Source organism: Paraburkholderia sp. 2C (genome assembly GCF_054589215.1).
Map to the genome: position 1 here is coordinate 1 of NZ_BAAILL010000016.1, position 24,203 is coordinate 24,203.

General features: G+C 63.6%; 24 protein-coding genes. 17 read left to right on the plus strand and 7 right to left on the minus strand.

Annotation, left to right across the window (positions count from 1 at the left end):
* Positions 1–188 precede the first annotated feature (188 nt).
* A complete protein-coding gene (locus ACYPXD_RS03820) occupies positions 189–965 on the minus strand; it encodes an enoyl-CoA hydratase (RefSeq protein ID WP_459707656.1) in 777 nt (258 codons plus the stop codon).
* A gap of 134 nt (positions 966–1,099) precedes the next feature.
* Between ACYPXD_RS03820 and paaN the strand changes: the two genes are divergently transcribed.
* From paaN to paaK, 5 genes are all read left to right on the plus strand, one after another.
* Entirely contained in the window at positions 1,100–2,791 is a 1,692-nt protein-coding gene (gene paaN, locus ACYPXD_RS03825; protein ID WP_459707658.1) for a phenylacetic acid degradation protein PaaN, read from the plus strand.
* A gap of 266 nt (positions 2,792–3,057) precedes the next feature.
* On the plus strand, positions 3,058–3,849 hold the full coding sequence (gene paaG, locus ACYPXD_RS03830) for a 2-(1,2-epoxy-1,2-dihydrophenyl)acetyl-CoA isomerase PaaG (RefSeq protein ID WP_459707662.1): 792 nt from the start codon (positions 3,058–3,060) through the stop codon (positions 3,847–3,849).
* 1 nt (position 3,850) lies between these two features.
* Positions 3,851–4,330 carry a hydroxyphenylacetyl-CoA thioesterase PaaI gene (gene paaI, locus ACYPXD_RS03835; RefSeq protein WP_459707665.1) on the plus strand — a complete coding sequence of 160 codons (480 nt, stop codon included), beginning with the start codon at positions 3,851–3,853 and terminating at the stop codon, positions 4,328–4,330.
* 37 nt (positions 4,331–4,367) lie between these two features.
* The gene (locus ACYPXD_RS03840) at positions 4,368–4,640 is read left to right on the plus strand and encodes a hypothetical protein (RefSeq protein WP_459707668.1); all 273 of its coding nucleotides are present in this window, start codon (positions 4,368–4,370) and stop codon (positions 4,638–4,640) included.
* A gap of 28 nt (positions 4,641–4,668) precedes the next feature.
* A complete protein-coding gene (paaK, locus tag ACYPXD_RS03845; protein ID WP_459707670.1) occupies positions 4,669–5,970 on the plus strand; it encodes a phenylacetate--CoA ligase PaaK in 1,302 nt (433 codons plus the stop codon).
* 147 nt (positions 5,971–6,117) lie between these two features.
* On the opposite strand, the gene mltA is transcribed toward paaK, so the two are convergent.
* Positions 6,118–7,350 (minus strand): murein transglycosylase A, encoded by a 1,233-nt coding sequence (gene mltA, locus ACYPXD_RS03850; protein WP_459707672.1) that lies wholly within the window; start codon positions 7,348–7,350, stop codon positions 6,118–6,120.
* Here mltA and ACYPXD_RS03855 point away from each other — a divergent pair.
* Positions 7,271–7,489 (plus strand): hypothetical protein, encoded by a 219-nt coding sequence (locus ACYPXD_RS03855; protein WP_459707675.1) that lies wholly within the window; start codon positions 7,271–7,273, stop codon positions 7,487–7,489. The genes mltA and ACYPXD_RS03855 overlap by 80 nt on opposite strands.
* Positions 7,490–7,621: 132 nt before the next feature.
* On the opposite strand, the gene apaG is transcribed toward ACYPXD_RS03855, so the two are convergent.
* Positions 7,622–7,996, minus strand: coding sequence for a Co2+/Mg2+ efflux protein ApaG (gene apaG / locus ACYPXD_RS03860; RefSeq protein ID WP_075158250.1), 375 nt, complete (start codon positions 7,994–7,996; stop codon positions 7,622–7,624).
* Between the two features lie 190 nt (positions 7,997–8,186).
* Here apaG and rpe point away from each other — a divergent pair, with 190 nt between their 5' ends.
* From rpe to ACYPXD_RS03900, 8 genes are all read left to right on the plus strand, one after another.
* Positions 8,187–8,870 carry a ribulose-phosphate 3-epimerase gene (gene rpe / locus ACYPXD_RS03865; protein WP_459707678.1) on the plus strand — a complete coding sequence of 228 codons (684 nt, stop codon included), beginning with the start codon at positions 8,187–8,189 and terminating at the stop codon, positions 8,868–8,870.
* Positions 8,871–8,889: 19 nt separating this feature from the next.
* Positions 8,890–9,678: a phosphoglycolate phosphatase gene (locus tag ACYPXD_RS03870; protein WP_459707680.1), complete on the plus strand. Its 789-nt coding sequence runs from the start codon at positions 8,890–8,892 to the stop codon at positions 9,676–9,678.
* Between the two features lie 417 nt (positions 9,679–10,095).
* Complete coding sequence (gene trpE, locus ACYPXD_RS03875) at positions 10,096–11,589, plus strand: anthranilate synthase component I (RefSeq protein WP_459707682.1); 1,494 nt, start codon at positions 10,096–10,098, stop codon at positions 11,587–11,589.
* Positions 11,590–11,602: 13 nt separating this feature from the next.
* Positions 11,603–12,199 (plus strand): aminodeoxychorismate/anthranilate synthase component II, encoded by a 597-nt coding sequence (locus tag ACYPXD_RS03880; RefSeq protein WP_459707685.1) that lies wholly within the window; start codon positions 11,603–11,605, stop codon positions 12,197–12,199.
* A 25-nt stretch (positions 12,200–12,224) separates the two neighbouring features.
* Positions 12,225–13,253: an anthranilate phosphoribosyltransferase gene (gene trpD, locus ACYPXD_RS03885; protein ID WP_459707687.1), complete on the plus strand. Its 1,029-nt coding sequence runs from the start codon at positions 12,225–12,227 to the stop codon at positions 13,251–13,253.
* Positions 13,254–13,297: 44 nt separating this feature from the next.
* The gene (gene trpC, locus ACYPXD_RS03890; RefSeq protein ID WP_459707689.1) at positions 13,298–14,083 is read left to right on the plus strand and encodes an indole-3-glycerol phosphate synthase TrpC; all 786 of its coding nucleotides are present in this window, start codon (positions 13,298–13,300) and stop codon (positions 14,081–14,083) included.
* 96 nt (positions 14,084–14,179) lie between these two features.
* Complete coding sequence (locus ACYPXD_RS03895) at positions 14,180–14,824, plus strand: CYTH domain-containing protein (RefSeq protein ID WP_459707692.1); 645 nt, start codon at positions 14,180–14,182, stop codon at positions 14,822–14,824.
* 84 nt (positions 14,825–14,908) lie between these two features.
* Positions 14,909–15,781: a uracil-DNA glycosylase gene (locus ACYPXD_RS03900; RefSeq protein WP_459707695.1), complete on the plus strand. Its 873-nt coding sequence runs from the start codon at positions 14,909–14,911 to the stop codon at positions 15,779–15,781.
* 171 nt (positions 15,782–15,952) lie between these two features.
* On the opposite strand, the gene ACYPXD_RS03905 is transcribed toward ACYPXD_RS03900, so the two are convergent.
* The 4 genes from ACYPXD_RS03905 to ACYPXD_RS03920 all read right to left on the minus strand — a co-directional run bounded on the left by ACYPXD_RS03905 (position 15,953) and on the right by ACYPXD_RS03920 (position 20,749).
* Positions 15,953–16,552: an FMN-dependent NADH-azoreductase gene (locus tag ACYPXD_RS03905; protein WP_459707697.1), complete on the minus strand. Its 600-nt coding sequence runs from the start codon at positions 16,550–16,552 to the stop codon at positions 15,953–15,955.
* Positions 16,553–16,712: 160 nt separating this feature from the next.
* The gene (locus ACYPXD_RS03910; protein ID WP_459707699.1) at positions 16,713–18,617 is read right to left on the minus strand and encodes a M61 family metallopeptidase; all 1,905 of its coding nucleotides are present in this window, start codon (positions 18,615–18,617) and stop codon (positions 16,713–16,715) included.
* A gap of 3 nt (positions 18,618–18,620) precedes the next feature.
* Entirely contained in the window at positions 18,621–19,349 is a 729-nt protein-coding gene (locus tag ACYPXD_RS03915) for a DsbC family protein (protein ID WP_459707701.1), read from the minus strand.
* Between the two features lie 227 nt (positions 19,350–19,576).
* Entirely contained in the window at positions 19,577–20,749 is a 1,173-nt protein-coding gene (locus tag ACYPXD_RS03920) for a UbiH/UbiF family hydroxylase (RefSeq protein ID WP_459707703.1), read from the minus strand.
* A 386-nt stretch (positions 20,750–21,135) separates the two neighbouring features.
* Between ACYPXD_RS03920 and ychF the strand changes: the two genes are divergently transcribed.
* From ychF to ugpB, 3 genes are all read left to right on the plus strand, one after another.
* Positions 21,136–22,230 carry a redox-regulated ATPase YchF gene (ychF, locus tag ACYPXD_RS03925; RefSeq protein ID WP_459707705.1) on the plus strand — a complete coding sequence of 365 codons (1,095 nt, stop codon included), beginning with the start codon at positions 21,136–21,138 and terminating at the stop codon, positions 22,228–22,230.
* 39 nt (positions 22,231–22,269) lie between these two features.
* A complete protein-coding gene (locus ACYPXD_RS03930) occupies positions 22,270–22,620 on the plus strand; it encodes a nucleotide pyrophosphohydrolase (protein ID WP_459707707.1) in 351 nt (116 codons plus the stop codon).
* Positions 22,621–22,845: 225 nt separating this feature from the next.
* Positions 22,846–24,186, plus strand: a complete 1,341-nt coding sequence (gene ugpB, locus ACYPXD_RS03935) for a sn-glycerol-3-phosphate ABC transporter substrate-binding protein UgpB (protein ID WP_459707709.1) — start codon at positions 22,846–22,848, stop codon at positions 24,184–24,186.
* Positions 24,187–24,203: the final 17 nt, after the last annotated feature.

Here is a 24,203-nt window from a genome sequence, read left to right on the forward strand (position 1 = left end):
ACAGGTTTTTAACTTCCTTCCACCCTGCCAGACCCCGCGAAAGCCCCGCCATGACTGGCGATCCCGCCTGCTTCGTTTCCCCGCGCTTTCGTCAACCGCGCCTCACAAAGAGACCATCAAAAGCGCGAAAGACGGCGATTCTAGCCACTCGGCAAAGCACGTGCAAGTGGTATTTGAAGACCGCCCTTCTACTGATGCTTAAACACCGGTTTGCGCTTCTCGAGGAACGCAGCCATCCCCTCTTTCTGGTCCTCCGTCGCGAACAGCGAATGGAACAGACGACGCTCGAAACGCACGCCTTCTGCCAGTGTCGTTTCATACGCGCTGTTGATCGACTCCTTCACCATCATCACCGCGGGCAAAGGAAACTCCGCAATCGTCGCGGCCGCTGAAATCGCCTCGTCGAGCAACGACGCTGCCGGCACGACACGCGACAGCAATCCGGCGCGCTCGGCTTCGTCCGCATCCATGAAACGGGCCGTCAGACACATGTCCATCGCCTTCGCTTTAGAAACGGCACGCGGCAATCGCTGCGTTCCCCCTGCGCCGGGCATGATGCCAAGCTTGATTTCAGGTTGACCGAACTTCGCGGTATCCGCAGCGATGATGATGTCGCACAGCATCGCCAGCTCACAGCCGCCGCCCAATGCAAACCCCGCCACCGCGGCAATAATCGGCTTGCGGATACGGCGCACCGCCTCCCAGTTGCGCGTGATGTAGTCGTTCTTGTACGCGTCCATATAGGAGTACTTCGACATCATCGCAATGTCGGCCCCTGCAGCAAACGCCTTCTCGCTGCCGGTGATGATCATTGCCCCGATGTTTTCGTCCGCATCGAACGCGTGCAGCGCTTCGCCCAGTTCATCGATCAATGCGTCGCTTAGCGCATTGAGCGCCTTCGGTCGATTCAGCGTGATGAGACCGACCCGGCCTCTTGTTTCGACCAGGATGTTTTCGTATGCCATGCAACCTCCGAGGTTGTACCGAAAGCACGCGAAATGTGTTCGCGCACGCCACCAACAATGCTAACATTTACCAACCAACCGGTCGGTCAATTATTTGACGGGACCTTCCTAACCTGTTCAGCACGGCTTCCGCCATGACCCATCCGCTATTCCTCAAGCACGAAGACACGCTGCAAAAAGCGCTCGCCGCCATTGATGCACGCGGTTACTGGAGCCCATTTGCCGAAATGCCCAGCCCCAAAGTGTACGGGGAAACCGCTAATGCGGATGGCGAAGCCGCGTTCCGCGCGTGCCTGAACAGCACCTTCGAGATCGACCAGCCAACCAGCGGCAGCACGGTCGGCTCCGAGTTGTCGCCGTTCGGCTTTCCGCTTGGCATACGGTATCCGGGTGCCAATGTCGATGCGCTGATCGACGCAGCGGCAGCCGCGCAGCGCGTCTGGCGAAACGCCGGTCCGAAGGCGTGGGTCGGCGTGAGCCTCGAAATTCTTGCGCGACTCAATCGGGCGAGCTTCGAGATCGGCTACGCGGTCATGCACACGACCGGCCAGGCGTTCATGATGGCCTTTCAGGCGGGCGGCCCGCATGCACAGGACCGCGCGCTCGAAGCGATCGCCTATGCATGGGACCAGCTGCGCCGCGTCCCGTCCGACGCGCACTGGGAGAAGCCGCAAGGCAAAAACCCGCCGCTAGCAATGAAGAAGCGCTTCACGGTCGTCCCGCGCGGCGCCGGCCTCGTGCTCGGCTGCTGCACGTTTCCAACATGGAACAGCTACCCTGGCCTGTTCGCCGATCTTGCGACCGGCAACACGGCGATCGTCAAGCCGCATCCGGGCGCGATCCTGCCGCTCGCCATGACGGTTCGCATCGCACGCGACGTTCTGCGCGAAGCCGGCTTCGATCCGAACGTCGTGACCTTGCTTGCAACCGAGCCGAACGACGGCGAACTGGTTCAGAACCTCGCCGTGCGCGACGAGATCAAGCTGATCGACTTCACCGGCAGCACGCAGCACGGCACCTGGCTCGAACGCCACGCACATCAGGCGCACGTGTTCACCGAAAAGGCCGGGGTGAACCAGATTGTGATCGACTCGGTCGACGACATTAAAGCCGCCGCGCGCAATATCGCGTTTTCGCTCGCGTTGTACTCGGGCCAGATGTGCACTGCTCCGCAAAACATCTACGTACCGCGCGCGGGCATCGAAACCGCCGAGGGCACGATGACCTTCGACGCCGTTGCGCAAACTTTAGTCACCGCCGTCGACCGCTTGCTCGCCGATAGTGCGAAAGCGGTCGAGCTTCTCGGTGCTGTGCAAAACGAAGGCGTCGTCCAGCGAATCGACAAAGCTCGCCAGCTCGGCCGCGTGCTGCTCGATAGCCGTGCACTCGCGCATCCGGTTTTTGCCGATGCGCGCGTGCGCACGCCGCTCATTCTGCAACTGGACGCCGCCGCCGATTCAGCCCAGTTCACCCAGGAATGGTTCGGGCCGATTTCGTTTGTTATCGCGACCGATTCGACCAACCAGTCGCTCGAGCTTGCCGCGCGCACGGCGGCCGAACACGGCGCGTTGACGCTTTCCGTCTACAGCACCGACGACGGCGTAATCGAGCTAGCGCATGAAGCGTCGCTGCGCGGCGGCGTTGCGCTGTCGATCAACCTGACGGGTGGCGTATTCGTCAATCAGTCTGCTGCGTTCTCCGATTTCCATGGCACCGGCGCGAACCCTGCGGCCAATGCGACGCTGAGCGACGCCGCGTTTGTCGCCAATCGATTCCGTATCGTTCAAAGCCGCGCTCATGTTGAACCCAAAACGGTCGCCGCGTAAGTCAGCCGAACGGCATATGCCTTTTGGCCGACTGTTGCAGAACGGCGCTGCGCTCTAACATGTTTCAAGGGTCGCGTTCTCGTCGACCCCGAAGTGCTGCAAGGGTAACCGCAGGAATCCGAACTAGGTCCGGGTGAATCGGCGCGCCCAGAGAGTTGCGCATGGAAGAAACGCGGTTCCGAATGTGATAGCAATCGAACCGTGCACCGCGCGCGCTCGCAGCAGCAGCGACGCAATTCCGCATCCGCCGCGCAAGGAGACGACCGATGGCATATGAAGCAATTCGCGTAGTCAATGACTCGACAAGCCATGTCGTGACGATTACGCTAAACCGTCCCGACAAGCTCAACAGCTTCACGCGCAGGATGCATGAGGAGCTCGCCGCCGCGCTGGCCGAAGCGCAAGCCTCAAGCGCGCGCGCGCTGGTAATCACCGGCGCCGGCCGCGGCTTTTGCGCGGGTCAGGATCTCGCCGACCTCGACTTCACGCCCGGCTCGATGACCGACCTCGGCGAGGTTATCGACCGGCAATTCAATCCGCTGATCCGCCGCCTTCAGGCAATGCCAATGCCGGTCATCGCCGCGGTCAACGGCACGGCCGCAGGTGCGGGTGCGAATCTCGCATTCGCTTGCGACATCGTGCTCGCGGCACGCTCGGCAAGCTTCATTCAGGCGTTCGTCAAAATCGGGCTCGTGCCCGATTCGGGCGGCACCTGGTTCCTGCCGCGCCGCGTCGGTCTCGCGCGCGCACTGGGCCTCGCGATCACCGGCGACAAGCTCTCCGCCGAAAAGGCGGAAAGCTGGGGACTCATCTGGCAAGCCATCGACGACGGCGAGTTGGCAACGAGCGCCTCGGAACTCGCCGCGCAACTCGCTAAACAGTCGACGCAGGCAATCGTCGCGACCCGGCTCGCGATGCGTAGCGGCATGACAGAAACACTCGATCAGCAACTCGATGTCGAACGCGATCTGCAACGCGAACTCGGCACGTCGCACGATTACGCGGAAGGCGTGCGCGCGTTCATCGAAAAGCGCGTGCCGCGATTCGGGGGCCTCTGACATGTCGACGCAACCTACGCAACCGCGGCAGCCGGAACGCGACGCGCCGATGTCCGCCGACGAAGTCGCACGCGCCACGGCCGCCGCGATGTTCGAAGCCGATGCATGCAGCCGCGCGCTCGGTATCGAGCTGCTCGAAGTGCGCGAAGGCTACGCGCGGATGCAAATGCGCGTGCGCGCGGACTTTCTGAACGGCCACCGCATCTGCCACGGCGGGCTCATTTTCACGCTCGCCGACTCCGCGTTCGCGTTTGCGTGCAACTCGCGCAACATCAACACCGTCGCATCCGGCTGCTCGATCGAATTTTTGCGACCCGCGCACGGTGGCGACACGTTGACAGCGGAAGCCGTCGAACAATCGATGACGGGGCGCACGGGCATCTACGACATTCGCGTCACCAATCAGGCGAACGAAACCGTCGCGATGTTCCGTGGCAAATCTTCGCAAATCAGAGGGACGGTAATCCCCGCGGACGGGTGACGGCGAAACCCGTCAACGACGGGCGCCGCGGCGCCTCGTGGGCCTCGTGGGCCTCGTGGGCCTCGTGGGCCTCGTGGGCCTCGCGGGCCTCGTGGGCCTCGCGGGCCTCGTGCGCCTCGTGCGCCTCGTGCGCCTCGTGCGCCTCGTGCGCCTCGTGCGCCTCGTGCGCCTCGTGCGCCTCGTAACGCCGCGTCGTATCGCAACACGCCACGTCGCTAACGTCACTCCGCGCATACCACAGCCAACCTCGCATTCAGGCGACAATGCATGCGCACGCGACCCATGCGGCCCATGCAGCCAGCGCACCTGAACGCCCGCAATCGACAAGGAGCCTTCCAATGCCCTCGCTTCCGCTCGACGCAATCGAAATAGCGAGCCGCGACGAGCTTGCCTCGATACAGCTCGACAGGCTCAAATGGTCGCTCGCGCATGCATACGAAAACTCGCCGGTATATCGCCGCAAGTTCAACGAAGCCGGCGTCCACCCGTCCGAGCTGAAAACGCTCGCGGACCTATCCCGCTTCCCGTTCACAACGAAGCAGGACTTGCGCGACAACCACCCCTTCGGCCTCTTCGCCGTGCCGCAAGACCGCGTTGCACGCATCCACGCGTCGTCGGGCACGACGGGCAAGCCGACCGTCGTCGGCTACACCGCACACGACATCGACACATGGGCCACGCTCGTCGCACGTTCGATCCGCGCAGCAGGCGCGCAGCCCGGCGACAAGGTCCACGTCAGTTATGGCTACGGTCTCTTCACAGGCGGACTCGGCGCGCACTACGGCGCAGAACGCGCGGGACTCACCGTCATCCCGTTCGGCGGCGGCCAGACCGAAAAACAGGTCCAATTGATCCAGGACTTCCAACCCGACATCATTATGGTGACGCCCAGCTACATGCTGTCGATTGCCGAAGAACTCGAGCGGCAAGGCATCGATCCCGCGCGCAGCTCATTGCGAATCGGCATCTTCGGCGCCGAGCCGTGGACCAACGATATGCGCCGCGCGATCGAAGCGCGCATGGGCATCGATGCGGTGGACATCTATGGTCTGTCCGAAGTGATGGGGCCAGGTGTCGCATCGGAATGCGTCGAGACGAAGGATGGCCCGACCATCTGGGAAGATCACTTCTACCCGGAGATCGTCGACCCGGAGACCGGTGAGGCATTGCCCGACGGCGAGTTCGGCGAACTCGTGTTCACGTCGTTGACGAAGGAAGCGCTGCCGATCATCCGCTACCGGACGCGCGACCTGACGCGTCTGTTGCCCGGCAGCGCACGCACCATGCGCCGTATGGAGAAAGTCACGGGGCGCTGCGACGATATGATGATCGTGCGCGGCGTCAACGTATTCCCAACGCAGATTGAAGAACTGCTGCTCAAACAGCATGCGCTCGCGCCGCACTATCAGATCATGCTGACGAAGCAAGGACCGCTCGACGTGATGACGGTCAACGTCGAGCCGTCTTCCACGACAGCGGCGGATATCGCGGCACTGCGCGCGGCGCAACAGGCGCTCGTCTACGACATCAAGGCGCTGATCGGCGTGACGGCTGTCGTCAACGTGCTAGCGGTGAACGGCATCGAGCGCTCGGTCGGCAAGGCACGCCGCGTGATCGACAAGCGTCAGGCGCGCGCATGAACCGACAGCCGCATGACCGGCCCGCGGCAAATTCGCGCACTCCCGCGCTCGCACCCGCACCGCACCCGCACCGCACCGCGCTCGCACCCGTACTCGCGCTCTCACGAGCACACCGCAACCCAGCCCAACTCAACCACAATCCAACGCTTAAGAATTCGGCAGCAGTAACCACATGCGCCCGGTCTGCTTCATCTTGCCGGCGAGGTCGCCCGCTTCGTCGCCGAGGCCCCAGAAGTAGTCGGCACGCACGCCGCCTTTAATCGCCGTTCCCGTGTCCTGCGCAAAGACGAGGCGATTCATCGGTGCGTTGGTCAGCGGCCGCGTGGTCTGCAGAAAGACCGGCGTGCCGAGCGGGATCGACGACGGGTCCACGGCAATCGAACGCTCGGGCGTCAACGGCACGCCCAGTGCGCCGATCGGACCGTCGGCGCCACCGGCCGGCGCCGTCTCGCCCGACACCATCTCGCGGAAAAACACAAATCGCGGATTCGTGTCGAGCAAGGCATCGACGCGCGACGGATTCGCGCGCGCCCACGCCTTGATGCCCTGCATCGTCGCCTGCGCAGGCGTGATCTCGCGCTGGTCGAGCAGCCATCGGCCGATCGACCGGTACGGCTGATTATTCGTCCCGCCGAAGCCGACCCGCATCACGCTGCCGTCTTCCATCACAACGCGCCCCGACCCTTGCACCTGCAGGAAAAACGCTTCGATCGGATCGTCGACCCAGACGAGCTCGTTGCCGTCGAGTACGCCCGAACGCTCGAGCTGAGCGCGCGCCGGCAGCGCCGCACCCGCGCGATAGCCGGACGGCCAGCGATAAAGCGCCGTCTGGTAGATACCATGACGGGTGCGCGAACCGTGCAGCAGCGGCTCGTAATATCCGGTCACGAGGCCGTCGAGCGTGCCGTCGGTGTTCGCGAACTGGTAAGGCGTGAAGTACTGTTCGAAGAAGGTCCGCGCGCCGGCGACGTCGAGATCGTCGATCCGTTCGGCCGCCACGCACGCACGCTGCCAGTTCGCCTGACGCGCCAGCCGCACGCAGTTCTGCCGCAAGGCGGCCGTCGCGCCGATCAGCGAATCGTCCTGCCAGCCCGGTACCTGTTGCCATGCAACGGGCGTGAGCCGCGCTGCGGCGATTTGTCCTGGAATGATCGCCGCACCGGTCGGCGCATTCGCCAGCGGGCGAACTGCCTCGCGTCCGCCGCACGCGGCAAGGATCGCCGCCATCGAAACCGTCGCGGCCCACCACGCGGCGCCGCGGATAAACCGCATACAATGTTCGTTCTTGATGGAAACCGACATGTCTGATCTGCTCGACGAATATCCGATGCTCATTTTTGCGCTGGAGTCATTTCTGGCGCTGTTTCTACTCGTCTTCATCGTGGTGTGGACCACGTCGGGTAAAAAGAAACTGGCACGCAAGGAACAACAACTGAGAGAACAGGCGCAGCAGGTGCAAAACGCGCAGCAGCGAACCGCGCAGGCACCAGCGCCCACGCAACAGCCGCCGCGCGGCTAACCACGCCTTCCATCGCGCCACCACGCGCGCAGCGGCCCATACCACGTAGCACGCGACCTAGCGCACCACCTGGCGCACCACGAGGCGCACCGCTCACCGGCCGGAAAAAACGGGAAATGAAACCGCGCCGCTTCAATGCAGCGTGCGCGGCATGCGCAAAACGAATTCGGGTACCGGCGCTTCGAAACGCTCGCCGTCTTCCGCCACGCAGAAATACTCGCCGCGCATCGTACCGACGGGGGTCGCGATCACGGCCCAGCTCGTGTACTCGAATTGCTCGCCAGGCTTGAGAAGCGGCTGATGCCCGACCACGCCCAATCCTTTCACTTCCTGAACGTGGTTTTCACTATCTGTAATCACCCAATGGCGGGCGATCAGTTGCGCGGGCGCCTGACCGGTATTGCGGATTGTCAGCGTGTAGGCGAACGCATATTGCCGGCGTTCCGGGTCCGACTCGTCAGGCAGGTAACGCACCTGCGATGACACGCTGAATTGGTACTGGCTCATCCTGTTTTGCCTGATTTCAGAGTGGTGCGACAGGCGCGGTTCGTGATGACTTGGCATTCTGCTTGATGAAACGCACGCCCGCAACCGCGTCGACTGCCCGTACACAGCGGGGGCAAAGCGCGGACAAGGCTTTCACGCGCATGTGACGTTAAAATAACGCTTCTCGCGCAACTGTCCGGGCCCTCTCGTCATGACGAAATTCCATATCGCCCCCAGCATTCTGTCCGCTGATTTCTCGCGGCTCGGTGAAGAAGTCCGCAACGTGGTCGCCGCCGGCGCCGACTGGATCCACTTCGACGTGATGGACAATCACTACGTCCCGAACCTGACGATCGGCCCGCTCGTGTGCGAAGCGATCCGCCCGCATGTGCAGGTGCCGATCGACGTACACCTGATGGTCAAGCCGGTCGACCGCATCGTGCCCGACTTCGCGAAAGCCGGGGCGAACGTGATCAGCTTCCACCCCGAAGCGTCCGAACATATCGACCGCACGCTCACGCTGATTCGCGATCACGGCTGCAAGGCCGGCCTCGTGTTCAACCCCGCGACCTCGCTCAGCTACCTCGACCACGTGATGGACCGCATCGACCTCGTGCTGATCATGTCCGTGAATCCGGGCTTCGGCGGGCAGTCGTTCATTCCCGAAGCACTGAACAAGCTGCGCGAAGCGCGCGCTCGCATCAACGCCTATCGCGAGAAAACCGGTCGCGAGATTCATCTCGAGGTGGACGGCGGCGTGAAAATCGACAACATCGCGGAAATCGCGGCCGCGGGTGCCGATTCCTTTGTCGCCGGCTCGGCGATTTTCGGCCACCCTGACTACAAGACAATCATCAGCCAGATGCGCTCCGCCATCGCCCACATCGAGCACTAACCCCGATACCGACACCGACATGACGACGACGCCTCCTCGCTACGCCGCCCCCGTGTTGTCCGCGCCACGTCTCGTTGCGGCGATCATCGACCTGGACGGCACGATGGTCGATACGGCCGACGACTTCACCGCCGGCCTGAACGGCATGCTCGCGCAACTCGACGCGGAAGAAACGTCGCGCGAGGAAGTAATCGGCTATGTCGGCAAGGGCTCGGAACATCTGATCCGCAGCGTGCTCGCGCCGCGCTTTCCGGCCGATCACGCGCAGGACCGCTTCGACGAGGCGCTCGCCATCTATCAGGCCGAGTACGCGAAGATCAACGGGCTGCACACGCGGCTCTATCCGGACGTCGAAGCGGGCCTCGCCGCGCTGCGCGACGCGGGTCTCAAGCTCGCGTGCGTCACCAACAAGCCGCACCGGTTCGCAATCGAACTGCTGAAGCAGTACCAGCTTTTTCCGCTCTTTAGCGTGGTGATCGGCGGCGACAGTCTCGCGAAGAAGAAGCCCGATCCGCTGCCGATGCTCGCCGCGTGCGACGCAATGCAGGTGCCGCCGCAAGCGACGGTCGCGATCGGCGATTCGGAGAACGACGCGCTCGCGGGCCGCGCGGCCGGCATGGCGACCCTCACGCTGCCGTACGGCTACAACCATGGCCAGGCTGTGCAAACCATCAAGTCGGATGGTATAGTGGCGTCACTGCTCGAGGCCGCAAAAGCCATCGCAGCACATAATCAGGCGAAACCCGAGGCGAAACCCGAGGCGAAACCCGAGGCGAAACCCGAGGCGAAACCCGCGGCAAAATCCTAAGCATCATCGTCGCCTGAAACCCTCACTGACCAACAGTCCTTCTTCATGTTTCTGAACAGAAAACGGAGTCTGAGCAGCATCGACCGGGGAGCATGGCCCTGGCGTCGCTGGTCGCGCTAACCTCTCGTCGAGGTTCGCTGAAGCTTGTCTTCTTCAGCCACGTTTTTTAGTTCGCTGCGCACCGTGCGCTTTCCTGTTTCAAGATTTCTTTCATTGCGTCGCCTTGTTGCGCTGCCTCATTGCGCAGCCGTCGTGTCCGTGGTGTACATTCGCGGTCCACGGTGAAGGCAAATACGCATTGTCAGGAAAGCGCGCGCCGGTCAAATTCATCGTTTCGAATCGCGAGCCCGACCGGCAGCGCAACGCCCCGCTTTGTCCGACGCCCGCCGCGGCCGGACGTACGAACAGGATCGGAACATGACCGAACTCGAATTCCAGTCTCTCGCGAACGAGGGCTACAACCGCATTCCGCTGATCGCCGAAGCGCTCGCGGACCTCGAAACGCCGCTGTCGCTATATCTGAAGCTCGCGCAATCCGAGCGCAACGGCGCGAACTCGTTTCTGCTCGAATCGGTGGTCGGCGGCGAGCGCTTCGGGCGCTACTCGTTTATTGGCCTGCCGGCACGCACGCTCGTGCGCACGCGCAACGGCGTATCGGAAGTCGTGAAGGACGGCAAGGTCGTCGAAACGCACGAAGGCGACCCGCTCGAATTCATCCAGCAGTTCCAGAAGCGCTTCAAGGTCGCGCAACGCCCGGGCCTGCCGCGCTTCGCAGGCGGCCTCGCCGGTTACTTCGGCTACGACGCGGTGCGCTACATGGAGAAGAAGCTCGCGCACGGCGCGCCGCCGGACGATCTGAATCTGCCCGACATCCAGTTGCTGCTGACTGAAGAAGTCGCGGTCATCGACAATCTCGCGGGCAAGCTGTATCTCGTCGTCTATGTCGACCCGACCGCGCCCGAAGCGTACACGCGCGCCAAACAGCGCCTGCGCGAACTGCGCCAGCGGTTGCGCGTGTCGGTGCAGCCGCCCGTGACGTCGGCGAGTGTGCGCACCGAGATCTATCGCGAGTTCAAGAAGGACGATTACCTCGCGGCCGTGCGCAAGGCGAAGGAATACATCGCGGCCGGCGAGCTGATGCAGGTGCAGGTCGGCCAGCGTCTGACCAAGCCGTACCGCGACAATCCGCTTTCGCTATACCGCGCGCTGCGTTCGCTGAACCCGTCGCCGTATATGTACTACTACAACTTCGGCGATTTCCACGTGGTGGGCGCATCGCCGGAAATTCTCGTGCGTCAGGAAAAGCGCGGCGAAGACCGCATCGTGACGATCCGCCCGCTCGCCGGCACGCGCCCGCGCGGCAACACGCCCGAGCGCGACGCCGAACTCGCCCACGAACTGCTGAACGATCCGAAGGAAATCGCCGAGCACGTGATGCTGATCGACCTCGCGCGCAACGACGTCGGCCGCATCGCGCAGATTGGCTCGGTAGTCGTCACCGACAAGATGGCGATCGAAAAGTACTCGCACGTGCAGCACATCGTGAGCTCGGTCGAAGGGAAACTGAAGCCGGAGATCACGAACTTCGACGTGCTGCGCGCGACGTTCCCGGCCGGCACGCTGTCCGGCGCGCCGAAGGTACGCGCGCTGGAGCTGATCGACGAACTCGAACCGGTCAAGCGCGGTTTGTACGGCGGCGCGGTCGGCTACCTGTCGTTCACCGGCGATATGGACCTGGCCATTGCGATCCGCACCGGCGTGATCTGCAACGGCAATCTGTATGTGCAGGCCGCCGCGGGCGTGGTCGCGGACTCAGTCCCCGAATCCGAATGGCAGGAGACCGAGAACAAGGCGCGCGCGGTACTGCGTGCCGCCGAGCAGGTGCAAGACGGCCTCGATAGCGACTTCTGACCGGAGAAAGACCATGCTGCTGATGATCGACAACTACGACTCGTTCACCTATAACCTGGTCCAGTACTTCGGCGAACTCGGCGAAGACGTGCGGACCTATCGCAACGACGAAATCACGATCGGTGAAATCGCGAAGCTGAACCCCGAGCGCATCTGCCTGTCGCCGGGCCCGAGCAACCCGCAGCACGCGGGCATCACGCTCGACGTGCTGCGCGAGTTCTCCGGCAAGATTCCGATTTTCGGCGTGTGCCTCGGCCATCAGGCGATCGGCGAAGCGTTCGGCGGCCGCGTCGTGCGCGCGCAGACCATCATGCACGGCAAGGTGAGCCAGATCGAAACCGACTGCAAAGGCGTGTTCGCCGACCTGCCGAAGCACTTCACGGTCACGCGCTATCACTCGCTCGCGATCGAGCGCGAATCGCTGCCCGATTGCCTCGAAGTGTCCGCATGGACGCCCGACGGCGAGATCATGGGCGTGCGGCACAAGACGCTCGCGGTCGAAGGCGTGCAGTTCCACCCGGAATCGATCCTGTCCGAACACGGCCACGCGCTGCTCGAAAACTTTATCAAGCAGTCGAAACGCGCGGACGCCGCGGCCACGTCGAGCTAAAACAACAAGGTCAAGGGGAGGCGACATGATTACGCCACAGGAAGCGCTGCAGCGCACGATCGAGCATCGCGAGATCTTTCACGACGAAATGCTGCATCTGATGCGGCTCATCATGCGCGGCGAGCTCACGACGGCGCAGAGCGCGGCGATCCTCACCGGTTTGCGCGTGAAGAAGGAAACGATCGGTGAAATCGCCGCGGCGGCGACCGTGATGCGCGAATTCGCGCATCACGTCGACGTGGAAGACAGCTCGAATTTCGTCGATATCGTCGGCACCGGCGGCGACGGCGCGCATACGTTCAATATCTCGACGGCGACGATGTTCGTGGCCGCGGGCGCCGGCGCGAAAGTCGCGAAGCACGGCAATCGCGGCGTGTCGAGCAAGTCGGGCAGCGCGGACGTACTCGAGGCGCTCGGCGTCAATATCGAGCTGCAGCCGCAACAGGTGGCCGAATCGATCGCGGCAACGGGCATGGGCTTCATGTACGCGCCGAACCATCATCCGGCCATGAAGAACGTGCAGGCCGTGCGCCGCGAACTCGGCGTGCGGACGATCTTCAATATTCTCGGTCCGCTGACCAATCCCGCCGGCGCGCCGAACCAGTTGCAAGGCGTGTTTCACCCGGACCTCGTCGGCATTCAGGTGCGTGTGATGCAGCGGCTCGGCGCAAAGCACGTGCTTGTCGTGTACGGCAAGGACGGCATGGATGAAGTGTCGCTCGGCGCCGCGACGCTCGTCGGCGAGCTGCGCGACGGCGAAGTGCACGAGTACGAGATTCATCCCGAAGATTTCGGCATGCAGATGGTGTCGAACCGCACGCTGAAGGTGGCCGATGCGGCGGCGTCGAAGGTGATGCTGCTCGAAGCGCTCGACAACCAGCCGGGCGTCGCGCGCGAGATTGTCGTGCTCAATGCGGGCACGGCGCTGTATGCGGCGAATGTGTCGTCATCGATTGCATCGGGCATCGAGCTGGCGCGCGAAACCATTGCGAGCGGCCGCGCGCGTGCCAAGGTCGACGAGCTCGTGCGCTTCACCCAGCAATTCAAGCGTTAAATGCAAGCAATCACTTTTGTATCGGTTTTCGTATCGGAGCGGCCATGAGCGATATTCTCGAACGCATCATCGACGTCAAGCGCGCGGAAGTGCGCGCCGCCGAGCAAAGCGCGCCGCTCGAAGAACTGCGGCTCGAGGCGTCGGCGCGCGACCATCGCGATTTCGTCGGCGCATTGCGCGCGAAACATGCGGCGGGCAAACCGGCCGTGATCGCCGAAGTGAAAAAAGCCAGTCCGTCGAAAGGCGTGATCCGCGAGCATTTCGTGCCCGCCGAGATTGCGCGCTCGTATGCGCAGCATGGCGCGGCGTGTCTGTCGGTGCTCACCGACGTACAGTTCTTCAAGGGCAGCGCCGCGTATCTGGAAGAGGCGCGCGCCGCGTGCGACTTGCCGGTGCTGCGCAAGGACTTCATCATCGACCCGTATCAGGTTGTCGAAGCGCGTGCGATGGGCGCCGATGCGATCCTGCTGATCGCCGCCGCGCTCGAAACGTCGCAGATGGAGGAACTCGAAGCGTTCGCGCATTCGCTGGGGCTCGCCGTGCTCGTCGAAGTGCACGACAAGAACGAACTCGTCGAAGCGCTCACGCTGAAGACGCCGCTGATCGGCATCAACAACCGCAATCTGCGCACGTTCGAAACGTCGCTCGATACGACGATCGACATGCTCGAGATGATTCCCGACGAGCGGATTGTCGTCACCGAATCGGGCATTCTGTCGCGCGTCGACGTCGAACGGCTGCGTGCGCTCGATGTCAATACGTTCCTCGTCGGCGAGGCGTTTATGCGCGCCGACGAACCGGGCGTCGAACTCGCGCGGATGTTTTTCTGACGCGCGTTTCCGGGGCGGGACCACGGGCTGCGCAACCTGCGGCGCGGCCCATGGAATATGGCGGTTGAAACGTTGAAGCACGGAACGGAGTAATCGATGGGAATCGAACGCGAAATCAAACTCGCGCTGCCGGCCGATCAGGCTGACGCAGCGTCGCAATGGCTGACCGCGCGCACGGGAGAGACCGGCCAGCCGCTCGCGCTCGACAATCTCTACTTCGATACACCGTCGCTGGCGCTCGCCCGCTCGAAAAGCGCACTGCGGCTGCGCCGCACGCCCGATAGCTGGCTGCAGACGTTCAAGACGGTCGGCACCGCGCAGTCCGGCATGCATAGCCGTCACGAATGGGAAATGCCGGTCGCCGGGCCGGCGCTCGAAATCGACGCGCTGCTGAAAGTCTGCGACGACGCGGAGGCCGCCGCGGCATTGCGCAACGCGGCGCCGCAGGTCATCGAACTGTTTCGCACGAATTTCACGCGCACGCTGTGGCTTGTGGTCCATCACGGCACGCATATCGAAGCGGCGATCGACCGCGGCGAGATTGTCGCGGATGTCGAAGGCTCGACGCGCCGCGCGCCCATCTGCGAAGTCGAACTCGAACTGAAAAGCGGCGACGAGGCCGCCTTGCACGCGTTTGCGGCCGAGCTGATGGCGAGCGTGCCGGGGCTTGCGCCGGAAGATACCAGCAAGGCGCAGCGGGGCTATCAGTTGCGGGAACCCGGCAGCAGCGGTACGGCGTGAGCGATGGGTTGTGCGATGCGAGGTGCGATGAGCTATGCGCCGGCCACTTGAGCCGCATCGCATTAGCTGCGACACTCTTCGGCCATGACCTCCGCTACCCGCTCCCGCTCCGCTTCTTCGTCACAGCGCTCGCTATTTAACGAAGACAGCGAAGAAACGTCCGCGTCGAATACCGGGGCACCCACTTCGGCGCCGGACACGTCTCCCCGTTCCGCTGCGCCGCCCCTCGAAGCGCAGTTCGATGCCCTTCCGCCTGCGTGGCGCGCGCATCTCAAGTCGTTTATCGATAGCGACGCCTACGCATCGCTGTGCCGTTTCGTCGATGGCGAACGGGCGGCCGGCAAGACCGTCTACCCGGCCGACGTGTTCCGCGCGCTGCGCCTGACCAGCCCTGACGACGTGAAAGTCGTAATCCTCGGCCAGGACCCGTATCACGGCGAAGATCGCGGCACGCCACAAGCGCACGGCCTCGCGTTTTCAGTGCCGCCCGCCGTGCGGCCGCCGCCGTCGCTACGCAATATCTTCAAGGAAATCGCCGCGAGTCTCGGCTACGCGTCGCCCGCGCACGGCTGTCTCGATGCATGGGCGAAGCAAGGCGTGCTGCTGCTGAACACCGTGCTGACGGTGGAGCGCAATCAGGCGGCGAGTCACGCGAAGCGCGGCTGGGAAAAGTGCACCGACACGCTGATCCACGAACTTGCGATGCGCCATGAAGGGCTCGTGTTCATGCTGTGGGGTTCGCACGCACAGGCCAAGCGCGCGCTGCTCGACGGCAAGTCCGATCCCGCACGTGGTGTACCTCATTGCGTGCTGGAGGCGCCGCACCCGTCGCCGCTCTCCGCGCACCGCGGGTTTCTCGGCTGCCGGCATTTCGCGCTGGCCAACGAATATCTCGAAGCGCACGGCCGCAAGCCGATCGACTGGCGGCTGCCCGACGAAGCGCAAGTGCTCGCCTGACGCAGGGGCAACGCGCCCGCACCGCCCCGATCGCACACTCGCCAATCGCCAATCGCACCGCCCAAACAAAAAACGCCGCGGAATCGTGTTCCGCGGCGTTTGCGTTCTGACGCGGGGCAGATGATGTTGCCCGCGTCCTGAACCTCGTGGGATGGCTTTCCGAATTGCAGATTACACAGCAGCCGCAATCGCCTCACGTGCACCGGCGAGCGCCGCCGCTGCCACGTCCTGCCCCATATTCAGGCCTTCCGCGTAGATGAAGGTCACGTCGGTCATACCGAGGAAGCCGAGGAACGTCTGCAGATACGGCGTCTGCGAATCGCCCGGCGTGCCCAGATACTTGCCGCCACGCGCCGACACGACATACACCTTCTTGCCCTTCACGAGGCCTTCCGGACCGGTCGCACCGTACTTGAACGTGATGCCGGCGCGTGCAATGAAATCGAAGTACGTCTTCAGCTGCGTCGAGATGCCGAAGTTGTACAGCGGCGCGCCGATCACGACGATATCGGCAGCCTGCAGCTCGGCGATCAGCGCGTCGCTGCGCGCGGCAATCGCTTGCTGCTCCGCCGTGCGCTGGTCGGCCGGCGTGAAGAACGCGCCGAGCACGTTGTCGTCGAGGTGCGGCAGCGCATCGCTATACAGATCGCGGACGACGACGCGCGCGCCGGGATTCGACTGTTGCAGTTTTTCGGTGAGTTCGTTGGACAGCAGCGTCGACTGAGCGCCTTGCGAGCGGGCGGCCGAGTTGATCTGAAGAATCGTGGTCATCTTTGACTCCATCCAGTAAGGGACGCGCTGTGTGTTGCGCGATTGGGAGCCATTCTGAATTCTCAGCGATCCTTGAAAAAGTAGTGCCGCGGCGACGGATTGTTGCACTGGTGGGACAATCGTGCCAGATAGTGGACGCGCCGCGGCGCGCCACCGCCGCTCAACTCCCCAGCCAGCGGCCGCGCCAGCCGCGCGCGGCGGCAGATCCGCCACGGCTGTCGCCCGATTTCCCCGCAGACTTCGCAGGCTTATCCGCCTTGCCCGCCTTGCCCGATTTCCCTGCTTTGCCGGATTTTCCCGCCGCCGCCTCGCCCTTCGCATCGCCCGTCACGGTCAGCTTGTAGCGCAGCACTTCCGGCTCGTCGAGCTTCAGGTGCGCGACGCGCAGCTCGTCGCGCCGGAACGCATGCACCTCCACCTTCGCACCGGGCACATAACGTCCGAGCAGCGCGTCGAGATTCGCGCCGGTCACACGCAGCCCGTCGATGGCGACGAGCACATCGCCAGCCGACAAACCGGCCTTCTGCGCCGCTCCGCCGTCGAACACCACGGCCAGCGCGCATTCCGCGCCGCCGCGCACGCGCGCGCCGAGCGACGGCTTACCGTTCTTCCCCGCATCCGGCGCGAGCTCGATGCCGGCCGGCGCAAGCAGTTCAGCAAGCGGCAAATCACGCGTACCGTGCACGCCCTGCGCAAAGATGTCCGCGAGATCGGCGCCGGTCGCCTCGGCAAACAGGGCCTCGATGTCGCCCTCTTCGACGCCCACCGGCTTGCCGCGATAAAAATCACGTCCATAGCGCTGCCACAGCAGGCGCATCACATCGTCGAGCGAGCGGCGGTGGCCGGTCTGAGCACGAATCGTCAGATCGAACGCAAGCGCGACGAGCGAGCCCTTCGTGTAGTAGCTGACAATCGCATTCGACGCGTTCTCGTCCTGCCGGTAGTACTTGACCCATGTGTCGTACGAGCTTTCGGCGACGCTCTGCTTCAGACGTCCGCTGCCGCGCAGCACGCTGCCGATCGTCTTGCCGACCATCGTCAGATAGTCGTCTTCGCTGATCACGCCGCTGCGCACGAGAATCAGATCGTCGTAGTAGGACGTGAAGCCTTCGAAGAGCCACAGCAGCGTCGTGTAGTTCTCGCGCGTCAGATCGTACGGCGCGAACGCGGCCGGCTTGATGCGCTTCACGTTCCACGTATGGAAGTACTCGTGGCTGCACAGGCCGAGGTAGGTGCGATAGCCGTCGGTCGTTTCCTCGCGGCCCGTCACCGGCAAATCGGTGCGATTGCAGATCAGCGCAGTCGAGGCGCGATGCTCGAGACCGCCGTAACCGTCGCTGACCGCTTGCGTCATGAACACGTAGCGGTCGACCGGCGCCTTCTGCGAGCGAGGCTCGAACAGCGCAATCTGCGCTTCGCAGATGCGTTTCAAATCGGCCGCGAGCCGCGGCATGTCGAGCCCGATCACGCGTCCCGCAATCACGATGTCGTGCGGCACGCCATGCGCCTTGAACGTCGCGAGCGCGAATTCGCCGAGCGTCACCGGATGATCGACGAGTTCGTCGTAGTTTTGCGCCTGATACTCGCCGAAGCCGTAGCGCTTCGTCCCACGCGCCTCCGGCAACGCGGTCGCGACACGCCAGTCGCGATACGCGGAACCGTCGGGCTTGCGGATATCGACGATGCATGGCGCGTCTTCACGCCCAAGCGCAGCGAGAAACACGCTCGTGCCGTTGAAGAAGCCGGTCGTGTCGTCGAGATGCGCGGCCCGCACCGACATATCCCATGCATAAACCTCATAGCGCAGCGTCAGCGCGCCCTTCACCGGCGCCGCGTGCCATGTGTGCTTGTCGGTCTTGTCGATGCGCACCTTGCGGCCCGCGTCGTTGAACGCACTTAGCGTGACGATATTGCGTTCGAACTCGCGCACCATGTAGCTGCCCGGAATCCACACGGGGAGCATGAAGCGCTGACCGTCGGGATCGGGGTCCGCGACGGTGACGGAAACGTCGAACAGATGCGCGGCAGGTTGCTTTGGGACGATGGCGTAGCGGATCGGCTTCATCGGTCAGTGCACGCTCGCCAGGGCCTTGTTTAGCTGATCGGCGGGCACTGCCCCCGGCAAGCGGGTGCCGTCGGCAAGGAACACCGTCGGCGTGCCGCTCACGTTCATCGACTGGCCAAGCGACAGGTTCTTGTCGATCGCGGCGGTGTCGCAGGTGCCGGCGGCGGTCGGCGCATGGCGCTCCGTCATCCACGATTCCCATGCCTTCGCGCGATCGGTCGAACACCAGATCGACTTGGCCTTCGCTGTCGAATCCGGCGACAACACCGGATAGAGGAACGTGTAGACGGTGATGTTATCGACCGACTTCAGCGTGTTCTCGAGCTGCCGGCAATACGGGCAGTTCGGATCGGAAAACACGGCGATCTTGCGGCTGCCGTCGCCTTTCACGACTTTCACCGCGTTCGCGAGCGGCAGGCTCGCAAAGTCGATGCGGTTCAGCTCGGAAAGCCGCGCTTCGGTGAGGTTCTTGCGCGTCTTCGCGTCGACGAGATCGCCGAGCACGAGATAGTCGCCGTTTGCATCGCTATACAGAATTTGCGAGCCGAGGTTGACCTCGTAGAGACCGGCGATCGGCGACTTCGACACGCCCTTGATCTCGACATCGCTGCCAAGGCGCGACTGCAGTGTCGACTTCAGCTTGTCGGTGGTCTGGTCGGCCTGCGCGGAGCAGCCCAGTGCGACGGCCGCGACCGTCAGCACGAGCGCCGCTATGCGAATACGTTTCTTCATCATTGAACTCCCTTGTTCGATGCCGCCATTGCACACGAAACGTGCGGCATTTGCATGCGCGATCGCGTACGCTGTTCAACCCGCCGTTCAACGCGCCGTTCAACCCGCCCTTCTACCCGCCCTTCTACCTATAGAGAGCCGCGCGGGCGGGCGCCGTTCATCCTGTATTCGTTCCCGCTTGCCGCGTCGGGCTCCGGGCTCCGGCCAGCCGGCACCGGCAGCCGGCCTCAGCCGAGCGCCGACGACACGAGCCAGCGTTTGATCAGCGGTTGCGCGCCGACGAACGACATGCCCACATTGCGCACCGCGCGTGCCACGAATCCGGGCACGGCGAAAAGCCTTTGCAAACCATCGGTGGCGATCATCAACGCGCGGATATCTTCGCTGCGCGAACGCTCGTAGCGGCGCAGCAGCACCATGTCGCCGAGATCGCGGAACGCCTCTTTCTTCGCGATCACATCGGCGAGCGACGCGACGTCGCGCAGCCCCAGATTCATCCCTTGCCCGGCGAGCGGATGGATCAGATGCGCGGCGTCGCCGACCAGAGCGACGCGCGGCGCGACGAGCCGGTCGACCGTCTGCAGTGCGAGCGGAAAGCCTTTGGCCGGCGTCACGCATTCGAGCGCGCCGAGCGCGCTCATCGTCACGCGCTCGACTTCGGCCGCGAGACGCGCCGGCGCGAGCGCCATCAGCTGCTCGGCATGTTCGGTGTGCGCGGACCACACGAGCGACACATGGCCGTCGGGCAACGGCAGCAGCGCGATGATTTCGCCGTCGCGGAACCACTGATACGCGGTCTCGCCGTGCGGCCGCTCGGCCTTGAAGTTGGCGACCACGCCGGTTTGCCGGTAATCGCGCCGGTCGACTTTCGAGCCGATCTGCGCGCGCACCCACGAATGCGCGCCGTCGGCGCCGACCACGAGATCCGCTTCGAGCACGTTGCCGTTCGCGAGACCGATTGTCGCGCCATTCGTCTGCACGTCGAGCCCTTGCGCACGCGCGTCGAACCACGTGACGTTCGGCTGGAAACGCAGCGCGGAATCGAGCGCCTGCTCGATCAGCGACGATTCGGCGATCCACGCCAGTTGCGGCACGGCCGCCTGGAACGCGGAGAAATGCAGTTCGGCATGCGCGTCGCCGTAGACACGCATGTCGTAGACGGGCGAGAGGCGCCGGGTATCGAGCGCCTGCCAGACGCGCAGCCGCTCGAGCAATGCCTGCGAACTCGACGACAGCGCGTAGATGCGCGAGTCGAAGACAGCGTCCGGCGCAAGCGGCGCACAGTGCTGCGCAAGCAGCGCGACACGAAGGCCGGCCTGCGTCAGCGCCAGCGCCGCCGTCTTGCCGACGAGCCCGCCGCCGATCACCGCGGCGTCGAAGGTCTGGTGGTGTGCATTCATGCGGGCATTATAGCCGCGCGGGGTTGCCGGAGAGGGCCGGCGGGCGTGGCGCACGCGCCGGTGCGGGCTGGCGTCGCGCCGGCTTGCGGCCCGGCGCGCCGCAAGCCGGGAGCGCGCACTCCGTCAGGGTTACAATTGCGGTTTCCCGTGCCCGCCCCAGTCTGCAAGACGGCTTTTCTTTCGAAGCCGCGCGTATCGGTACCTTCGTCGGCGCCCTCATCCACGCCTTCATTGGCGCCTTCGTTGGCACCGTCGTTGGCACCGTCACGAGGCCGTTTCAATCGGCCCGGTTCGCCTCTTGTGCATTGTGTGGAGCGCATGCCGCGCGAGCGGCGAGTCCGCTTGCCCGGCGCAGCACATCGTCATCTGTCTTTTAGAGAAACTCCATGAGCCTCAAATGCGGCATCGTCGGCCTGCCTAACGTCGGCAAGTCCACCCTGTTCAATGCGCTGACCAAGGCGGGCATCGCCGCCGAGAACTATCCGTTCTGCACGATCGAGCCGAACGTCGGCGTCGTCGAAGTACCGGACAAGCGGCTCACGGCGCTCGCCGAGATCGTGAAGCCCGAGCGCATCGTGCCGGCCGTCGTCGAATTCGTCGATATCGCGGGCCTCGTGGCCGGCGCGAGCAAGGGCGAGGGTCTCGGCAACCAGTTCCTCGCGAACATCCGCGAAACCGACGCGATTACGCACGTCGTGCGCTGCTTCGAAGACGAGAACGTGATTCACGTCGCAGGCAAGGTCGACCCGCTGTCCGATATCGAAGTGATCAACACCGAGCTCGCGCTCGCCGATCTCGCGACCGTCGAAAAGGCGCTCACGCGCTACGCGAAAGCCGCGAAGTCGGGCAACGACAAGGAAGCGGTCAAGCTCGCCGCGGTGCTCGAAAAGGTGCGCGCGCAACTGGATCAGGCGAAGGCCGTGCGCGGGCTCGATCTGAACGAGGAAGAACAGGCGCTCATCAAGCCGTTCTGCCTGATTACCGCGAAGCCGGCGATGTACGTCGCGAACGTGAAGGAAGACGGCTTCGAAAACAACCCGCATCTGGACGCGGTGCGTCAGTACGCGGAAGGCGAGAAGTCGCCGGTGGTTGCGGTGTGCGCGGCGATCGAGGCCGAAATCGCCGACCTCGCCGACGAAGACAAGGAAGTGTTCCTCGCCGACATGGGCATGGACGAGCCGGGCCTGAACCGCGTGATTCGGGCGGGCTTCAAGCTGCTCGGTCTGCAGACGTACTTCACGGCGGGCGTGAAGGAAGTGCGCGCGTGGACCATTCATATTGGCGATACGGCACCGCAGGCGGCGGGCGCGATCCACACGGATTTCGAGCGCGGCTTCATTCGCGCGCAGACCATCGGCTTCGACGATTACATCGCGTACAAGGGCGAACAGGGCGCGAAAGAAGCGGGCAAGATGCGCGCCGAAGGCAAGGAATACATCGTGCACGACGGGGATGTGATGAACTTCCTGTTCAACGTCTAAGCGCACCTCTCCCGCCTGCCCGCGATGCCGGACAACACGATGACGATCGACGACCTGCAAAAGCAACTGCTCGCCTTCCGCGACGCGCGCGACTGGCAGCAATTCCACACGCTGCGCAACCTGATCGTTTCGGCGAGCATCGAGGCGGGCGAACTGCTCGAAACCGTGCAGTGGAAGACCGACGCCGAGATCGACGCGCTTGTCGCCGACCCGGTGCAGCGCAAGCCTCTCGAACACGAATGCGCGGACGTGCTCATGTACCTGATGCTGGTCGCTGAAAAAGCCGGCTTCGACCTTGTCGAAGCCGCCGCCGACAAGCTGAAGCTCAACGAAGCGCGTTATCCGGTGGAAAAGGCAAAGGGAAAGTCCACGAAATATTCGGCGCTTTAGGCTCAACGCTCCAGACTCGGCGCAGCAGAACGGGCGGCGGTGCCACCCGTTCGCCATACCCCAATCATTTGGCACCGACCGCAACATTAAATTTGCGCGTTTTCACTCAGCTATCATCCCCATCTTTACAAACAGAAATATAACTTCCGCCTGACTGTCATCGACCGCAACTAGAATCGCGCGACCCTTATCGCGCAGCGTGTTCCAGCAAAAGGAGACAACTCGATGCATCGCAAGCCGCTCATCCGTTCGTTTTCCGTCGCCATCACCGTCGCGTTCGCCGCGGCGGGCGTCAGCATCAGCCCCAGCGCGCAGGCCGCCACCGAAATCCAGTTCTGGCATGCCATGGAAGCTGCGCTCGGCGAACGCCTGAACGACATCGCCAACGACTTCAACAAGTCGCAAAGCGAGTACAAGATCGTCCCCGTTTTCAAAGGCACCTACGACCAGACGCTCGCCGCCGGCATCGCCGCGTACCGCAGCGGTAATGCGCCGGCGATCCTGCAGGTCTACGAAGTCGGCACCGCGACGATGATGCAGGCGAAGAAGGCGGTCATTCCCGTCTCCGATGTATTTAAACAGGCCGGCATACCGCTCGACGAACGCGCCTTCGTGCCGACCATCGCGAGCTACTACAGCGACTCGAAAACCGGCCACCTGATCTCGATGCCGTTCAACAGCTCGACGCCGGTGCTCTACTACAACAAGGACGCGTTCAAAAAGGCCGGCCTCGACCCGAACCAGCCGCCGAAAACGTGGCCCGAAGTCGAACAGGATGCGCAGAAGCTCAAAGCGTCGGGCATGTCGTGCGGCTATTCGTCGGGCTGGCAAAGCTGGATTCAGCTCGAAAACTACAGCGCCTGGCATGCGGCGCCGTTCGCCACCGAAAACAACGGCTTCGACGGTCTTAACGCGCAACTCGAATTCAACAAGCCGCTGCAGGTCGCCCACATCCAGTTCCTGCAGAACATGGCGAAGGAAGGCACGTTCACCTACGCAGGACGCAAGGACGAGCCCGTCTCGAAGTTCTATAGCGGCGACTGCGGAATCATCACGAACTCGTCGGGCTCGCTCGCGACGATCCGCAAGTACGCGAAGTTCAACTTCGGCACCGGCATGATGCCGTACGACCCGAGCGTAAAAGGCGCACCGCAGAACGCGATAATCGGCGGCGCGAGTCTCTGGGTGCTGTCAGGCAAGGATCCGGCCGTTTATAAGGGCGTCGCGAAGTTTCTCGCGTATCTGACCTCGCCCCAGGTCGCCGCGAAGTGGCATCAGGACACCGGCTACCTGCCGGTCACGACGACCGCGTATCAGCTCACGCAGCAGCAGGGCTTCTACGACAAGAACCCCGGCAGCGACACCGCGATCAAACAGATGCTGAATAAACCGCCGCTGCCGTACACGAAGGGCCTGCGTCTGGGCAATATGCCGCAGATCCGCACGGTCATCGACGAAGAACTCGAGCAGGTGTGGGCGCAGAAGAAATCGCCAAAGGATGCGCTCGATTCGGCGGTCTCGCGCGGCGACGATCTGCTGCGCCGCTTCGAAAAGGCCGGCAACTAGGCGTTGCTCGCCGCGCG

What these genes read in the sequence shown, in the direction of transcription:
- mltA (WP_459707672.1), bottom strand. Translation starts at nt 7,350, where the DNA reads ATGAAGACGAGTAGAAACAGCGCCAGAAATGACTCCAGCGCAAAAATG.
- trpD (WP_459707687.1), top strand. Translation starts at nt 12,225, where the DNA reads ATGATTACGCCACAGGAAGCGCTGCAGCGCACGATCGAGCATCGCGAG.
- apaG (WP_075158250.1), bottom strand. Translation starts at nt 7,996, where the DNA reads ATGAGCCAGTACCAATTCAGCGTGTCATCGCAGGTGCGTTACCTGCCT.
- ACYPXD_RS03880 (WP_459707685.1), top strand. Translation starts at nt 11,603, where the DNA reads ATGCTGCTGATGATCGACAACTACGACTCGTTCACCTATAACCTGGTC.
- ACYPXD_RS03820 (WP_459707656.1), bottom strand. Translation starts at nt 965, where the DNA reads ATGGCATACGAAAACATCCTGGTCGAAACAAGAGGCCGGGTCGGTCTC.
- ACYPXD_RS03905 (WP_459707697.1), bottom strand. Translation starts at nt 16,552, where the DNA reads ATGACCACGATTCTTCAGATCAACTCGGCCGCCCGCTCGCAAGGCGCT.
- paaN (WP_459707658.1), top strand. Translation starts at nt 1,100, where the DNA reads ATGACCCATCCGCTATTCCTCAAGCACGAAGACACGCTGCAAAAAGCG.
- rpe (WP_459707678.1), top strand. Translation starts at nt 8,187, where the DNA reads ATGACGAAATTCCATATCGCCCCCAGCATTCTGTCCGCTGATTTCTCG.
- paaK (WP_459707670.1), top strand. Translation starts at nt 4,669, where the DNA reads ATGCCCTCGCTTCCGCTCGACGCAATCGAAATAGCGAGCCGCGACGAG.
- trpC (WP_459707689.1), top strand. Translation starts at nt 13,298, where the DNA reads ATGAGCGATATTCTCGAACGCATCATCGACGTCAAGCGCGCGGAAGTG.
- ACYPXD_RS03920 (WP_459707703.1), bottom strand. Translation starts at nt 20,749, where the DNA reads ATGAATGCACACCACCAGACCTTCGACGCCGCGGTGATCGGCGGCGGG.
- ACYPXD_RS03895 (WP_459707692.1), top strand. Translation starts at nt 14,180, where the DNA reads ATGGGAATCGAACGCGAAATCAAACTCGCGCTGCCGGCCGATCAGGCT.
- ugpB (WP_459707709.1), top strand. Translation starts at nt 22,846, where the DNA reads ATGCATCGCAAGCCGCTCATCCGTTCGTTTTCCGTCGCCATCACCGTC.
- paaG (WP_459707662.1), top strand. Translation starts at nt 3,058, where the DNA reads ATGGCATATGAAGCAATTCGCGTAGTCAATGACTCGACAAGCCATGTC.
- trpE (WP_459707682.1), top strand. Translation starts at nt 10,096, where the DNA reads ATGACCGAACTCGAATTCCAGTCTCTCGCGAACGAGGGCTACAACCGC.
- ychF (WP_459707705.1), top strand. Translation starts at nt 21,136, where the DNA reads ATGAGCCTCAAATGCGGCATCGTCGGCCTGCCTAACGTCGGCAAGTCC.
- ACYPXD_RS03910 (WP_459707699.1), bottom strand. Translation starts at nt 18,617, where the DNA reads ATGAAGCCGATCCGCTACGCCATCGTCCCAAAGCAACCTGCCGCGCAT.
- ACYPXD_RS03900 (WP_459707695.1), top strand. Translation starts at nt 14,909, where the DNA reads ATGACCTCCGCTACCCGCTCCCGCTCCGCTTCTTCGTCACAGCGCTCG.
- ACYPXD_RS03855 (WP_459707675.1), top strand. Translation starts at nt 7,271, where the DNA reads ATGTCTGATCTGCTCGACGAATATCCGATGCTCATTTTTGCGCTGGAG.
- ACYPXD_RS03930 (WP_459707707.1), top strand. Translation starts at nt 22,270, where the DNA reads ATGACGATCGACGACCTGCAAAAGCAACTGCTCGCCTTCCGCGACGCG.
- ACYPXD_RS03870 (WP_459707680.1), top strand. Translation starts at nt 8,890, where the DNA reads ATGACGACGACGCCTCCTCGCTACGCCGCCCCCGTGTTGTCCGCGCCA.
- paaI (WP_459707665.1), top strand. Translation starts at nt 3,851, where the DNA reads ATGTCGACGCAACCTACGCAACCGCGGCAGCCGGAACGCGACGCGCCG.
- ACYPXD_RS03915 (WP_459707701.1), bottom strand. Translation starts at nt 19,349, where the DNA reads ATGAAGAAACGTATTCGCATAGCGGCGCTCGTGCTGACGGTCGCGGCC.